The organism is Paenibacillus sp. Soil750 (genome assembly GCF_001428045.1).
Classification (GTDB): Bacteria; Bacillota; Bacilli; order Paenibacillales; family NBRC-103111; genus Paenibacillus_E; species Paenibacillus_E allorhizoplanae.
Genome location: NZ_LMSD01000005.1, coordinates 35,670 through 51,146, shown reverse-complemented (window position 1 = coordinate 51,146; position 15,477 = coordinate 35,670). Strand labels below are relative to the sequence as shown.

Sequence of the window (15,477 nt, the reverse complement as noted above, 5' to 3'; positions counted from 1 at the left end):
TACGGCCTGTCTCTATATATGTATCAATCTCGATGCCAATTTAGTACATAATCCTGATTCGGCTAAAATATGTACAATACATGGTATAATGACGGTATTCCCTATGAATTTCAAAGAGGTTTTAGAAGGATTTTCACCTTTTGTGTCGAATGGATATAGGCTATCTATATAATTAGGATGTGATATTGTGATCGAAATGCAGGACGTATGGAAAACATACGCCAACGGGACGCATGCATTAAGAGGTATTAATGTAAAAGTGGACCGCAATGAGTTTGTCTATGTGGTTGGACCTTCAGGCGCAGGTAAATCTACTTTCATGAAGTTGATGTATAGAGAAGAAAGACCAACGAAAGGTCAAATTTTCGTAAATGGTTTTAATTTAGAAAAACTAAAACAACGTAAAATTCCTTATGTACGTCGAAATATCGGCGTTATTTTCCAAGATTATCGCTTACTTCCGAAATTATCGATTTTTGAAAATATAGCTTTCGCCATGGAAGTTATTGAGGCACCTAAGAAGCAAATCAAGAAACGCACCATGGAAGTTCTTGAGCTCGTTAAGCTGAAGGACAAAGCAAACTCCCTCCCATCGCAGTTATCAGGCGGTGAACAGCAGCGTGTTGCTATTGCCCGGGCAATAATAAACAGCCCTTCCGTCATTATCGCCGATGAACCGACAGGAAATTTGGACCCCGAAACGTCATGGGGCATTATGAAATTGATGGAGGAAATTAATTTCCGTGGTACCACCATTGTCATGGCTACGCATAACAAAGAAATCGTGAATACGATGCGTAAGCGCGTGATTGCAATCGAGAATGGCCTTATTGCTCGCGATCAAATCCGGGGGGAATATGGCTATGAAGATTAGTACAGCTTCTCGACATCTGCGAGAAGGTACGAAAAATGTCGTGCGAAATGGTTGGATGACGTTCGCGTCGATTAGCTCCATCGCGATTTCCCTATTTATTCTTGGTATTTTCGTACTTATCACCTTAAATGTGAATGATGTTGCTACGCAAATTGAGGAACAAGTTGAGATCAACGTGTACCTGGAGGTAAACACTGCTCAGGATCAAATCACAGCGCTCGAAACGCAAATCAAGGCGATCCCTGAAGTGAAAACGATTAAATTCGTTTCGAAGGAAGAGGGACTTGTCTACTTACGCGAAAAGTTAGGGGATAGCGGGAAAGCGCTCCTTGATGGCTTCGAGGGGGATAACAATCCGCTGAACGACGCATTCACGATCGAAGTGGATGATCCGCGGAATGTGGCGGTTGTAGCTGACCAGATCTCAGCGCTTAACGTTGGTAAAGATCCTAAGCCTATTTACAAAGTGAACTACGGTAAAGGAACCGTAGAAGCGTTGTTTAAAGTGACGAAGATTGCACGTTGGATTGGCATTGGTATCGTTGTGCTGCTTTCCTTTACAGCGGTATTCCTGATTGCGAATACGATCAAAGTTACGATTTTGGCAAGAAAACGTGAGATTTCAATTATGAAGCTTGTTGGTGCGACGAACTCATTTATTCGTTGGCCGTTTTTCATTGAAGGTGCGTTGCTCGGTATGATTGGTTCCGCAATCCCTACCGCCATTATCCTTGCAGGCTACTGGAAATTGCTCAATTTGAGCTCTTTGAACTTAAATTTATTGATGATTAAATTAACACCCTTTGAAGATATTGCACCAACAATGACTGTTTTGTTGATCGGCTTAGGTATTGTTATCGGTGTATGGGGTTCCCTCATCTCCGTAAGAAAATTCCTTCGCGTATAAGGAAACCTTTATAACCAGCTTTGATAACGATGATACTTCTTTGAAGTCAACTCGGCGTCGAATCTTGAACGAATATGGAGTAGTGCGGTACTCATGTAGCTTGCTACACTCCGTTCCTCCTACTCTCATTTTCGTCCAACCTTCTCGGTTCTGAAAGCCGGTTCTAAAGGCTTTATTTTTGTTCTTCTATTTTATTTTTTTATTTTCAAAGATTCATAGATTCCTAGAAATATAGATTCTTAGAGACAGAACGTAAGAGATTCAAACCATACATGGGGCATCAATCGCTTGAAAATGGGGAGGCTACGTGCTTGAAGAAGAAGATTCTACCTGTCGTTTTGACATTAGGTATGGCGATATCACTGACTATACCTCATGCAGCTAGTTATGCCGCTTCGGCAACGGACAAGATCGACCAGCAGTTGACGCAGCTTAAGAAGCAGAAGGCGGAAGCGCAGCAGAAGGCCAATAGCGCCCAGAGTCAAATCACGAAAGTTCAGTCTGAGAAAGATCAGACAACGAAGGATATGAATGCCCTTGTCAGCCAGGTGAATGAGGCGAGCAAGAAACTGACACAGCTCAATGAACAAATTGATCAAGTGTCGAACGCTCTGGAAGCTAGCGCTAAGCAGTTGGATGAAGCTGAGGCTCGTGTAGAGAGCCGTGATAATATGTTGAAATCCCGCGTTCGCTTAATGTATATGAACGGTTTCGTTTCCTATATGGATGTGGTGTTGAGTGCAACGAGCTTCTCTGATTTTTTGAATCGGGTCGAAGCCTTGAAATCTATCGTCAATCAAGATAAAGAAATACTAGAGTCGAATATGAAAGACAAAGAAACGGTTATGCTGAAGAAGGCAGATACCGAGAAGCAGCTTGAGAACGTGAAGGGTCTTTATGCGGCAGCAGATGCCTTGCGTGACGATCTGCAAGCGAAGGAAAAAGCGAAAGAAGTGAAGATAGCTTCCCTTTCCAAGCAGGAGCGAGAGCTTGAGGATATTTCAGAAGAAAGCGACAGAATGATCACGCAACTGGCGAAGCAAGAGGCGGATTTGCAAGCGAAGAAGCGGGCGGCACAGAATGCGAAATCACCGTTTACGTATTCGGGCGGTAAGCTTGGATATCCTTTGGCTGTACAAGCGCCAATGACCTCTGATTTCATCGCACGGATTAATCCCGTTACAGGGCGAGCAGAGAACCATAAAGGTATCGACTTAGGTACAGCGAAAGGTACGCCAATTCTTGCTGCGGAGAATGGCTCTGTTATTTATGCATCGTGGATGAACGGTTATGGGAATTGTGTCATCGTGGATCACGGGAATGGGCTGTGGACGTTATATGGTCATATTATGAACGATGGGATTTATGTGAAAGTAGGCGATGTCGTGAAGCGGGGCCAGAAAATTGCTGGCGTGGGCTCCACAGGACAGTCGACGGGTAATCACTTGCATTTTGAAGTTAGGAAAAATGAAGTGCCTACCGATCCTAAACCGTTCCTTCGATAGGACAAACTGGTTATAAAAGGGGTATGGCTTGTCATATACTACAAACAGGCCAACTCAAATTCGGTTTTAGGAAAAAGGCGGTGAATCGGTTTTGCAATTCAAAGGTCGCACGGTCATTGTATTTGTTCTGTTAGCCATGTTTGCAAGTAGTATTGTCACATTAACGATTGTAGATCCCTCCTTTACTTGGGGGCAGAAGGAGCAATCAACAGGAGGTTCAGCTACCTCAGTATCTGCTTCGTCTGGTCTTTCAAGCAAGGATTTAAGCAAGATCGCAACAACGTTTCAGCTAATTGAAAGCAAATATTTGAAACAGCCTGATCATGATCAATTGGTCAACGGAGCTATTAATGGGATGTTGGAATCATTAGAGGATCCTTTTTCCGTTTATATGGATCAGAAGGAAGCCAAACAATTTGATGAGAGCATTACGTCCTCTTTCCAAGGCATCGGAGCTGAGGTATCGCTAGAGGATGGTAAATTCGTCATTGTATCACCGATTAAAGGTTCACCCGCGGAGAAAGCAGGTATTCAATCCAAAGATGTTGTCCTTTCTGTGAATGGCGACAAATTGGACGGGCTTACTTTGAATCAAGCCGTCATGAAAATCCGCGGACCGAAGGGCACGCAAGCTAAGCTGGATTTACTTCGTCAAGGAACAGGGGATCCGGTTCAAGTCATCGTGGTTCGAGACAATATTGACGTTGAAACGGTCTATGGTGAAATGATGCAGGATCAAATTGGTAAAATCGAGATTCGTCAGTTCTCCTCGAACACAGCAGTTCGTTTTGCTGAAGAGTTGAAAAACTTAGAGGCCAAAGGGATGAAGGGACTCGTCATCGATGTTCGTAATGATCCAGGCGGTCTACTGAACGTCGTTGTCGATATCGTAAATCCATTCGTGAAGAGTGGGGCTTCCATTCTCCAAGTAGAGAATCGGGACGGCAAACGTGAGCCAACACCTTCTACAGGTAAAGGTAAGAATTATCCAGTTACCGTGTTGATTAATAAAGGAAGCGCCAGCGCATCGGAGATCCTTGCAGGCGCATTCCAAGAAGCTGTAGGCAGTAAGATTGTTGGTGAAACGTCCTACGGTAAAGGAACGGTTCAAGTGACGTTCGAGAAGGAAATGGGCGATGGCAGCAACATTAAGATGACAGTCTACAAGTGGCTAACGCCAAATGGCAACTGGATTCACAAAAAAGGTATTACACCGGATATCCCGATCGAGCAACCAGCCTATTTCAAAGCAGCACCGCTTACGAAGAAAGATGTGTTGAAACTAGACAACAACAGCGATGATGTGAAGAATTTGCAGCTGATGCTGGCTGGTATTGGTTTCAATCCGGAGCGAACAGATGGCTATTTCAACGACAAAACGGCTCTCGCGGTTAAAGCGTTCCAACGGACCAATGATTTGCCGGTGACCGGCGAAGTTGATACGGATACAGCGGCCAAAATCGAAAAAGCGATTTTAGCGCAAATTCGTGACCCGAAGAATGACTCGCAATTGAAAGCAGCTGTCTTTCAAATTCAGAAGCAGCTTGGGAAATAATGACCGTTAGTTAATGGAAATTGTACGGGGCGGCAGGAAATAAGCTTTCACAGTCGAAATAGAGTAGGAAGGTTGCTTAGGCAGCCTTCCTATTTCTTTTTCAAGGAGCCTAGATTCGTATGGATGTGTGGTTTCAATTATTGGACAGAATGCTGCTGGCTGTGGGGCAGTTGTTTACGAATCCTTTCTACTATATAGGCATTGTTTTTATCGTGTTACATTACAGGAAGCAAATCCAATTAGAACGCAAGCTGTTTCACACGCGGCTTCATTCCTTGTTGAATGAAACGTGGCGCGTAGTGCTGTGGGGCTGGTTAGGTGGGCTAGGAGCCTCCATTCTACTCCTTTTCGTCGGAGTAAACATACAACTGAATGTCGTGATTGTGCTTTGGATTATCACCGTCGTACTGATGATATTCCGTATACGATTCCTATGTTTAGCTTATGCAGTAGGGATTCTAGGAATTGCCCAAGTGATCTTCTCTTGGTTTCCTAATGCAGACAGTCTACGTGAGTCTTACACGTTTCTCGAGACCCTTGCAAGTGCAGATATCCCATCGCTGCTGGTTATCGTAGGCGTGCTTCATCTCTTAGAGGGAGTACTCGTTGGTTACCAAGGTGCGCGAATGGCGACTCCTCTGTTCCTGGAAGGGAAGCGCGGACAAATGATTGGCGCGCAGCAGCTCCAGGGCTTCTGGCCAGTCCCTCTGTTTCTCCTAGTGCCGATGGCTGGAGGTAGTGAGCTGGGCTTGCCGTGGCAAACGTTGTTTGCCTCTAATTTAAGCGCAGGCTGGACGATGCTGGCATTCCCAGCGATGATTGGCTTCACAGAGCTGACGATTTCGAAGCTGCCGAAGAGACAGGCACGCTTTAGCGCTAAGCTGCTCTATGTGTACGGGCTCGTTCTGCTAGGCACAGCCGTTGCTGCCCACTACTGGGCGCCACTGGTGCTGCTTGTCGCGATCCTTAGCATAGCCCTTCATGAAGGGCTTCTGCTCTACAGCCAATGGGTAGAAGCGAAGCAGACGCCCTTCTACATCCACTCCGAGCGCGGGCTTATGGTGCTATCCGTTGTTCCGAACAGTCCAGCTCAGCAGTTAGGAATCAGCGTCGGAGAGATCATCCACAAAGTCAATGGATACAAAATTAAGACAAAGACGGATCTGCATGCAGCCATGGGGCTCAACTCCGCTTTCTGCCGACTGGAAGTCTTGAATGGTCAAGGGGAGGTTCGCTTCCTGAAGCGGGGGATTTTTGACGGTGATCATCATCAGCTGGGCATCCTACTGGCACCGGATCAGGATGTGCTGTATTTCTTGGAGCAGCGTCCGATGCACTTGTTTAGTTATCTGCGAAGCAAATTAACGGGTTTATTGCCGAATGACACAACGAAGTCATTATGAGAAGAGTTGTCCTCAGTGTAGTGAAAACTACGGGTGAGGATGGCTCTTTTTTCTATCTATGATTGTTTTATGTTCTGTGGCGGTTGAGGGCGAATAGCTGGATTTTATGTAGTTAAATTAGCTTGTTTTGGCGTGAAATGGACAATAGATGGATTTCCTACAGTTAAATTTCCGTATTTATCTCAGAAGGAGCGGATTGGGGGGAATTAGCTACGTGTTTTCCAGTTATTTTAATTTTGGAGGGGAGAATGGCCGAAATAACTGGAGTTTTTACAGGTACTACTGGCGGCACGGGCAGAGACGTGGACATGCCAATGCGTGGACATCAAGCACGTACAAAGCAATGCATGATCACAACCCCCAGAACCAGAACCAGAACCAGAACCACGAACCACGAACCACGAACACAACAAAGCCCTACCTCCACAAGCGTGGAAATAGGGCTTCTATTCATCCGGACGAATTATTTGGCTGGTGTCGTTGGTGCAATATCGTTCCGCAAGACAATGATTTCCACGCGCCGATTCTTGCTGCGATTCGCATCGCTTGAATTGGCCACTTGGGGCATTGTATCCGCATAAGCGGTGGCAATGAATTTGTGATCATCCAGATTAGCCGTATCGCTGAAATAGCGAAGTACAGAGAGGGAACGGGCAAACGATAATCCCCAGTTATCCTTATAGGGAGAGCCTGGTGCAAGGGGTAAATCGTCTGTATGTCCTTCGATACTAACCTTACTCTTCAAGGTTGGGAAGAGCGAAGCCAGCTTTTGCAGAATCGGGAAGGACGGCGCCTTGAGATCAGCTTTCCCCAAATCGAATAAGAATAAGTCATTGAGCGTGATCGCCACACCGCGTTCTGTATCACTGGCAGACACCTGCGCCTCTAAATTTTGATCCTTAATATAGGCTTGTACTTGTTTCAGAAGATCTTGAAGCTCTTTCTCACGCTTTTCTTTCTCGCTGTCTTCCGTCTTCGTCTTGTCATGCTCTTCTTTCTGATCATCCTGATTCTGATGCGTTAAATCCTTATCTTTGCTGTCCGCGTCCCCTTGCTTAGGGGTCATCGAGCCGCTGATACCATGGTTTTTATCTAAGACAGAGTCAGCTTTTTGGAATTGTAGGTTTAAGGCTTGCGCCAAAACGGCATACTTTTGAACATCCACTTTACTCATCGCATACATAATAATGAAAAATACGAGCAGCAGCGTAATTAAGTCGGCGTAAGTAATGAGCCATCTTTCATGATTAACATGCTCTTCTTGCTTCTTACCGCGCCTCGCCATTAACGTCATCCTCCTCTACGGCTTTTTTCGATTTATCATGGAGGAAGGAGTTCAGTTTTTTCTTAATTAATTGCGGGTTTTCACCAGCTTGCAAGGCAAGGATGCCTTCTAACATGAGTTCCATTTCATTGACCATTTCTTTACCACGGACTTTGATTTTGTTAGCGATGGGTAAATAAACTAAGTTGGCGCTCATAACACCATAGAGAGTAGCTGTGAATGCAACGGCAATCGCTGGGCCAAGGGAAGAAGGATCTTCTAGATTTCCAAGAACGTGAATAAGTCCCATAACCGTACCGATAATCCCCATTGTTGGTGCATATCCGCCTCCAGCTTCGAATACCTTCGACATATTATTAACTTGATGTTCGATGGCGTCCATTTCCAGCTCAAGAATTTGTCGGGTAAGCTCGGGATCGGTTCCGTCTACGACCATGAGCAATCCGTCCTTCAAGAACGGGTTCTCGTGCTCCTGGGCGCGCTGCTCTAGGGCGAGTACGCCTTCTCTACGAGCGACAGAGGCCATATCGACAATTTCATTAATAGTTGTTGCAGGATCTCGTTTGACTTGCATAAAGGCAATGCCGAGTGCTTTAGGGATTTTGGCTAAAATAGAGCCAGGGAAACTAACGGCGACTGCACCGAAGGTTCCGCCGAAAACGATGAGCATCGCACTGGGGATGATCAACGAATTGATATGACCCCCATCCCACATGTACCCGCCAATTAAACCTACAAGTCCTAATAGTAATCCTAATACTGTTGTCAAATCCATGACTGTACCACTCCTAATTATCATAAAAAGAATAGGGTCCAAAAACTCAGGAAAACGGCCTTGTATAAGGCTAAAACAGATAAAGCTGTTTGCATCCATGGTTCAAAAATAGTATAATGAAAAAACGAGAACAAACATTCTTATGTTGGATAGATATTGCAATCCTTCATATATGTACGAAAAAGTTCCATAGACTTCTATATCGGAATGTCGAATGGGAAAGTTTATAGGATAAAAGTTCGATTTATTTCGACAATGAGGGTGATAATGGATGAGTGAACTTGTCATGAGCTCTAAGAAATTTGAGCTTGTATCCGATTTTCTTCCGCAAGGGGATCAGCCTCAAGCGATTGAGGAGATCGTCCAGAGCATACAAGCCGGCAACAAGCATCAGACGCTGCTCGGTGCAACGGGAACAGGTAAAACGTTCACAGCTGCACAAGTAATAGCGAAATTAAACCGACCAACCTTGATTATTGCCCACAATAAAACCTTAGCCGCACAACTGTGCAGTGAGTTCAAAGAGTTTTTCCCTCATAATGCTGTTTCCTACTTCGTTAGTTACTATGACTACTACCAGCCCGAAGCCTACATTGCCTCCTCCGACACCTACATCGAGAAAGATTCCAGCATCAATGAAGAAATCGATAAACTTCGTCACTCGGCGACAAGTTCCTTGTTCGAACGCCGTGACGTCATTGTTGTTGCCAGCGTGTCGTGTATTTACGGCTTGGGTTCACCAATCGAGTACGGTAATTTATTGTTATCGTTACGAGTAGGGATGGAGAAGTCACGAACTGAAATCCTGCATCGTCTAGTGGATATCCAGTATCAACGCAATGATATGAACTTTGTTCGCGGCACGTTCCGTGTGCGTGGAGATGTTGTGGAGATTTTCCCAGCTTCGCACAGTGAGCATGCCGTTCGTGTTGAGCTGTTTGGGGATGAGATTGAGCGGATTACGGAGATTAATGTCCTAACGGGTGAAATTATTGGCCAGCGCGATCATATCGCGATTTTCCCGGCATCTCACTTCGTGACAGGCGAGGATACGATGAAACGCGCGCTCGTGAACATTGGTCAAGAGCTCGAGGAGCGGTTGGCTGAGTTGAGGGAGCAAGGTAAGCTTCTGGAAGCACAGCGACTGGAGCAGCGTACGCGCTACGACATGGAAATGATGGAAGAGATGGGCTTCTGCTCAGGTATCGAGAATTACTCCGGTCCACTGACATTCCGTGAGCGAGGGGCAACTCCGTATACGTTGATGGATTATTTCCCAGACGACATGCTATTCATGGTGGATGAGTCCCACGTAACGTTACCGCAAATTCGCGCGATGTTTAATGGGGATAAAGCACGGAAAGATGTCTTAGTCGATCACGGCTTCAGGCTGCCTTCCGCATTGGATAACCGTCCGCTGCGTTTCGAGGAATTCGAAGAGAAAGTCAGTCAGATTTTATATATATCAGCAACGCCAGGACCTTATGAGCTAGAACATTGCCCTACGATGATTCAACAAATTATTCGGCCAACAGGGTTGTTGGATCCAATTATTGAGGTTCGACCAACCAAGGGTCAAATTGATGATCTGATCGCCGAGATCCAAGACCGTGTTCGTAAAGATGAGCGCGTACTTGTGACCACCTTAACGAAGAAGATGTCGGAGGATTTAACGGATTACTTTAAAGAAATTGGTATTAAAGTGCGTTATTTGCACTCGGATATTAAGACGTTTGAACGTATGCAGATTTTACGGGACTTGCGCTTGGGGACTTTCCATGTGCTAATTGGGATCAACCTCCTCAGAGAGGGTCTCGACTTGCCAGAGGTTTCACTGGTCGCTATTCTAGATGCGGATAAGGAAGGCTTCCTGCGTTCGGAGCGTTCGTTGATTCAAACGATCGGTCGTGCAGCGCGGAACTCAGATGGCCGAGTCATCATGTACGGAGATAAGATCACTGATTCCATGGAGAAAGCGATCTCGGAGACCAATCGACGCCGCGCCCTACAGGAAGCAAACAATGAGCGATTGGGTATCACACCACAGACGATTGCCAAGAAAATCCGCGATGTGATCGAGGCAACCAAGGTTGCCGAACAGAAATCCGACTATCTGGCTGATGTGAAGGGTGCTAAGATGTCGAAGAAAGATCGAGCATCCCTCATTGAGCGCTTAGAAGTTGAGATGAAAGAGGCGGCGAAGAACCTACAGTTCGAACGTGCAGCACAGCTGCGTGACGCGATTATGGAAATGAAAGCTGACGCCTAAGTAAGTGGGTTTCAGTTTCACATAGGAGAGGAAGGGTATCTGTGTCTAGAGATCAGATCGTTATTAAAGGAGCTAGAGCTCACAATCTTAAAAATATTGATGTCACCATTCCACGTGATAAGTTCGTCGTACTCACGGGCTTAAGTGGATCGGGGAAATCATCGCTGGCCTTTGATACGATTTATGCAGAAGGGCAGCGACGTTATGTAGAGTCATTGTCTGCCTATGCGCGTCAATTTCTTGGGAATATGGATAAACCAGATGTCGATTCCATTGAAGGGTTGTCACCAGCCATATCCATTGACCAAAAGACAACAAGCCGTAATCCACGTTCAACGGTTGGAACCGTAACGGAGATATACGATTATTTAAGGCTGTTGTTTGCTCGTATTGGACGGCCGCACTGTCCTACCCATGGTATCGAGATTACTTCGCAAACCGTGGAACAAATGGTAGACCGGATTATGGAGTACCCGGAACGTACGAAGATTCAAATTCTAGCACCGCTTATTTCAGGGCGCAAAGGTGAGCACACGAAGCTATTCGTGGATATTCAGAAGCAAGGATTTGTGCGGGTTCGTGTAAACGGGGAAACGGTAGACCTTTCCGAGAAAATTGAGCTCGACAAAAATAAAAAACACACCATTGATGTGGTCGTTGACCGTATCGTGGTCAAAGATGATGTACAGACACGTTTGGCAGATTCCTTGGAAACTGCGCTTAAGTTGGCGAATGGTCGTGTCATCGTCGATGTTATGGAGAAAGAAGAGCTGCTATTCAGCCAGAACTTGGCATGTCCAGAGTGTGGATTCAGTGTCGAAGAACTTGCACCGAGAATGTTTTCCTTTAATAGTCCATTCGGTGCTTGTCCAGATTGTGATGGCTTAGGCAGTCAGATGATCGTCGATCCGGATCTGCTTGTTCCTGATATGAAGCTGACGATTGAAGAGGGTGCATTTGAAGCGTGGGCGGGCAGTACTTCCAACTACTATCCGCAGTTTCTTGCTGCTGTGTGTGAACACTACAAGATCCCACGCAATGTACCTGTATCTGAGATAAGCAGCGATCAAATGAAGGTGATCTTGTATGGGACGGGTGGCGAGAAAATCCGTTTCCGTTATGAGAATGATATGGGTGCATCCAAAGAAGCGCTGGTACCATTTGAAGGCATCATTCGCAACTTGGAACGCAGGTTCAAAGATACCTTCTCTGAGGGTATTCGCGAGCATATTCAGACCTACATGAGTACGAAGCCTTGTCCGAAATGTAAAGGTCACCGCTTAAAGCCTGAAACGCTTGCCGTAACGATTAACGGTAAGAACATCTCGCACGCAACTTCCCTTTCCATCGGAGAAGCGGAAGAATGGTTTAAGGGTCTACAGCTGAACGAGCGCGAGCTAACGATTTCGAATTTGATCTTGAAGGAAATTAGAGCTCGTCTAGGCTTTCTGGTGAACGTTGGACTTGATTATTTAACGATGCACCGCGCAGCAGGCACATTATCAGGTGGAGAGGCGCAACGGATTCGATTGGCTACGCAAATCGGTTCGAGCCTGATGGGCGTCCTGTACATCCTCGATGAGCCGAGTATCGGTTTGCATCAACGGGATAACACGCGATTGATTCAAACACTTGAGCATATGCGTGATCTGGGCAACACGTTGATCGTTGTCGAGCATGATGAAGACACGATGATGGCGGCTGATTATATCATAGATATTGGTCCAGGGGCTGGTATTCATGGTGGGCAGGTTATTGCCCAAGGTACACCAACAGAGCTGATGCAGGATGAGAATTCCTTAACAGGTCAGTATTTGAGCGGCAAGCGGTTCATTCCGATTCCTGCGGTTCGTCGTAAGCCGAATGGCAAATGGATCGAAGTGAAAGGCGCCAAAGAAAATAACTTGCGAAACGTGTCGGCTAAGGTGCCTTTAGGGGTATTCACTTGCGTGACCGGTGTATCCGGGTCAGGCAAGAGTACTTTGATTAACGAAATTTTGTTTAAGACGTTATCCCGCGATTTGAATGGTGCGAAAGTTCGACCTGGCGAACATAAAGAAATTGTCGGATTAGAGCATATTGATAAAGTTATCGATATTGATCAGTCGCCAATTGGACGCACACCGCGCTCCAATCCTGCAACGTACACAGGTGTATTCGATGATATCCGTGATGTTTATGCGAATACGAACGAAGCGAAGGTGCGTGGTTATAAGAAAGGACGCTTTAGCTTTAACGTGAAAGGCGGCCGTTGTGAAGCTTGTCGTGGAGATGGCATCATCAAGATCGAGATGCATTTCTTGCCGGACGTTTACGTGCCTTGCGAAATTTGTAAAGGCAAACGCTATAACCGCGAGACGATGGAAGTGAAGTACAAGGGCAAGAGCATTTCTGAAGTGTTAGAGATGACAATTGAGGACGGCTGCGAGTTCTTTAAGAACTTGCCGCGCATTCATCGTAAGCTGAATACACTTCTGGATGTCGGCCTGGGCTATATGACCCTCGGCCAGCCAGCAACCACGCTGTCAGGCGGCGAAGCCCAGCGTGTGAAGCTCGCGGCGGAACTATACCGCCGCAGTACAGGCAAGACGATCTATATTCTGGATGAGCCCACGACGGGGCTTCACATCCATGATATTGATCGTCTCCTGAAGGTCCTTCACCGCCTCGTGGAGAGCGGTGAAACGGTACTGGTCATCGAGCATAACCTCGATGTCATCAAGACGGCGGACCACCTCATCGATCTAGGACCCGAAGGTGGTAACCGCGGGGGCTTGATCGTGGCGGCGGGTACGCCAGAGGATGTCGTGAAGGTGGCCGGGTCCTATACCGGCCAATATTTGAAGCCGATCCTTGAGCGGGATCGCGTGCGTTCAGAAGACTATGCGAAGCGGATGGAGGTCCTAGAAGGATCCGTTAGCTAGAAAGCGAACAATTAAGCTTGAAATTGGGTGTTTCATTTGCCAATTTCAAGCTTTTTCTTTTTACAAGTGACGTAAATACCTAAAATTTTGCTAAGACTTAATTGAATGATACAGGCTTCGACAATTTAACCCTCTATCAATAGTGATAGAAGTAGGCCTATAATAATAGTAAGTAACAGTGAACATCTCCCTCTACCTTAACCATTGACTTGATGATTGAGAGATATAGCAGTTCTAATCTAATTCATGTAATGGAGGCAAATAATGAAACCGACGTTAGAGCTTCAAGAAATTGTATCTGCATTGGGGATTGATCCATTCCGATTTCTAGCATGGCAAGAGAAAGAGCTATCTTACGCCGGATTGACCGAAATTCCGGAAGATGAAGATCACCGAGATGCGCTAGCCGTGTAAGCATAGTCTTAAGTTCCAATCGAACAAAGCCCGCACGGTTTCTACGTATGGGCTTTTTGTTGTTCTTACGGAGAGTAATAAATAGTTGCACAGATGGACATTTTATACGTACAAGGGATATTAAAGAAATCTGCCTGCATGGGCTAGCCAAATAGGCCTAATCCCAAACAAAAGGTGACAAACTTGTTACACATCGATGCAACTACTTGCATCTCGTGTCCAATCGAGCTAACATAGTATTAAAATAGCAGGACGTGTGCCTTGCACCGAGTTACTATAAGGAGGTTTCACCATGTTATTAGCAGAAGCAGCTGAAGCATCAACTAGCACGTATACAAGCTTTGATATCTATGTTTTGATCTTCACAGTGGTGATTGCAATTGCCGTTATCCGTCAATTGATCAACCCAAGAAGAAATCTGTTTGCACTTGGATTTGGAACTGTATCTCTACTCGTATTTCTTTTCATGGATGTCATCATGATCAAAGGCTGGTAGTACATACAAGTAAACAAAAGCCCGCAGGACTCTAGATCGGAAGATCTCTAGCCTGTGGGCTTTTTGTGTGCGATCTATTCGATTACACCCACCACATTTCACCAAGTGGTTCCTTGATGAGTACTTGTTGGAGGTTCGATACGGCCTTGGAGAAGCCCTCGTCAACGGACATTAAGCCGTCTTCGTGCTCGATACTAACGACATAGTCATAGCCAACCAGACGCAATGCGCTGATAATATCTGCCCATACTTTCATATCGTGACCGAAACCAACGGAACGGAACTGCCAAGCACGATCCAGCATGTTTGTGTAGGACTGCATGTCCGTCACACCGAAACGGTTCGTGTTGTTGTAATCATGTGACGTATCTTTTGCATGGAAATGGTGAATCGCGTTCGCGCGTCCAAGAATCTGAACCGCTTGTACAGGATCAATGCCTTGCCACCACATGTGACTTGGATCCAAGTTGGCACCAATCGCTTCACCTGCAGCTTCGCGAAGGCGAAGAAGGGTAGCTGGTGTATGTACGGAGAAACCGCCGTGCAGTTCTAATCCGATTTTGATATTACGATCTGCTGCGAATTTGCCTGTTTCTGTCCAGTAAGGAATGACTTTGTTCGTCCACTGCCAGTCCAAGATCTCTTGGAAATCGTTCGGCCATGGCGCTACCGGCCAGTTCGGATATTTGGCATCCTCATGGTCACCAGGGCAGCCAGAGAACGTGTTAACAACAGGTACTTCAAGGCGTTCAGCCAATTCAATCGTTTGTATAATAGCATCGTGGAACTCTTTCGCGATGTGTTTTTGCGGGTGAAGAGGGTTACCGTGAGCGCTTAGTGCGCTGATCGTCAAACCGCGGGACTCTACCGCGTGTTTAAAAGCTTTCAGTTTACCTGCATCAGCAAGTAGTTCAGCTGGGTTGCAGTGTGCAGTACCTGGGTAGCCACCCGTACCAATCTCAACGGCGTCCAAGCCTTTCGCAGCAATATAATCCAAAGCTTCCTCGAAAGGTTTTCCACCGAAAAGAACCATAAAAACGCCTAACTTCATTCGATTACACCTCCATAAT

12 protein-coding genes are annotated in these 15,477 nt (G+C 46.0%); 9 read left to right on the top strand and 3 right to left on the bottom strand.

Features of this window, described 5'->3' with window-relative positions; genetic code table 11:
* The first annotated feature begins 187 nt into the window (after window positions 1–187).
* The 5 genes from ftsE (at window position 188) to ASL11_RS06725 (ending at window position 6,244) form a co-directional block, all read left to right on the top strand.
* Complete coding sequence (gene ftsE, locus ASL11_RS06745; protein WP_056611468.1) at window positions 188–874, top strand: cell division ATP-binding protein FtsE; 687 nt, start codon at window positions 188–190, stop codon at window positions 872–874.
* Complete coding sequence (gene ftsX, locus ASL11_RS06740) at window positions 864–1,781, top strand: permease-like cell division protein FtsX (RefSeq protein WP_056611466.1); 918 nt, start codon at window positions 864–866, stop codon at window positions 1,779–1,781. The genes ftsE and ftsX overlap by 11 nt, the downstream gene beginning before the upstream one ends.
* Before the next feature lie 311 nt (window positions 1,782–2,092).
* Window positions 2,093–3,286 (top strand): murein hydrolase activator EnvC family protein, encoded by a 1,194-nt coding sequence (locus ASL11_RS06735; protein ID WP_056611463.1) that lies wholly within the window; start codon window positions 2,093–2,095, stop codon window positions 3,284–3,286.
* 91 nt (window positions 3,287–3,377) lie between these two features.
* Entirely contained in the window at window positions 3,378–4,841 is a 1,464-nt protein-coding gene (locus ASL11_RS06730) for a S41 family peptidase (RefSeq protein ID WP_056611460.1), read from the top strand.
* Window positions 4,842–4,960: 119 nt separating this feature from the next.
* Window positions 4,961–6,244, top strand: coding sequence for a PDZ domain-containing protein (locus ASL11_RS06725; RefSeq protein WP_056611457.1), 1,284 nt, complete (start codon window positions 4,961–4,963; stop codon window positions 6,242–6,244).
* Between the two features lie 463 nt (window positions 6,245–6,707).
* Here ASL11_RS06725 and ASL11_RS06720 read toward each other — a convergent pair whose 3' ends face one another.
* Complete coding sequence (locus ASL11_RS06720; RefSeq protein WP_056611454.1) at window positions 6,708–7,529, bottom strand: OmpA/MotB family protein; 822 nt, start codon at window positions 7,527–7,529, stop codon at window positions 6,708–6,710.
* Window positions 7,513–8,304: a flagellar motor protein gene (locus tag ASL11_RS06715; protein WP_056611449.1), complete on the bottom strand. Its 792-nt coding sequence runs from the start codon at window positions 8,302–8,304 to the stop codon at window positions 7,513–7,515. Before ASL11_RS06715 ends, ASL11_RS06720 begins: the two co-directional genes overlap by 17 nt.
* Window positions 8,305–8,575: 271 nt before the next feature.
* Between ASL11_RS06715 and uvrB the strand changes: the two genes are divergently transcribed.
* From uvrB to ASL11_RS06700, 4 genes are all read left to right on the top strand, one after another.
* Window positions 8,576–10,573, top strand: a complete 1,998-nt coding sequence (gene uvrB / locus ASL11_RS06710) for an excinuclease ABC subunit UvrB (protein WP_056611446.1) — start codon at window positions 8,576–8,578, stop codon at window positions 10,571–10,573.
* 41 nt (window positions 10,574–10,614) lie between these two features.
* On the top strand, window positions 10,615–13,497 hold the full coding sequence (gene uvrA / locus ASL11_RS06705; protein ID WP_056611443.1) for an excinuclease ABC subunit UvrA: 2,883 nt from the start codon (window positions 10,615–10,617) through the stop codon (window positions 13,495–13,497).
* A 264-nt stretch (window positions 13,498–13,761) separates the two neighbouring features.
* Window positions 13,762–13,911 (top strand): hypothetical protein, encoded by a 150-nt coding sequence (locus ASL11_RS36320; RefSeq protein ID WP_157256838.1) that lies wholly within the window; start codon window positions 13,762–13,764, stop codon window positions 13,909–13,911.
* Window positions 13,912–14,203: 292 nt separating this feature from the next.
* On the top strand, window positions 14,204–14,407 hold the full coding sequence (locus ASL11_RS06700) for a hypothetical protein (protein ID WP_056611440.1): 204 nt from the start codon (window positions 14,204–14,206) through the stop codon (window positions 14,405–14,407).
* Window positions 14,408–14,489: 82 nt separating this feature from the next.
* Here ASL11_RS06700 and ASL11_RS06695 read toward each other — a convergent pair whose 3' ends face one another.
* Window positions 14,490–15,458 (bottom strand): sugar phosphate isomerase/epimerase family protein, encoded by a 969-nt coding sequence (locus ASL11_RS06695; protein ID WP_056611435.1) that lies wholly within the window; start codon window positions 15,456–15,458, stop codon window positions 14,490–14,492.
* Window positions 15,459–15,477 lie beyond the last annotated feature (19 nt).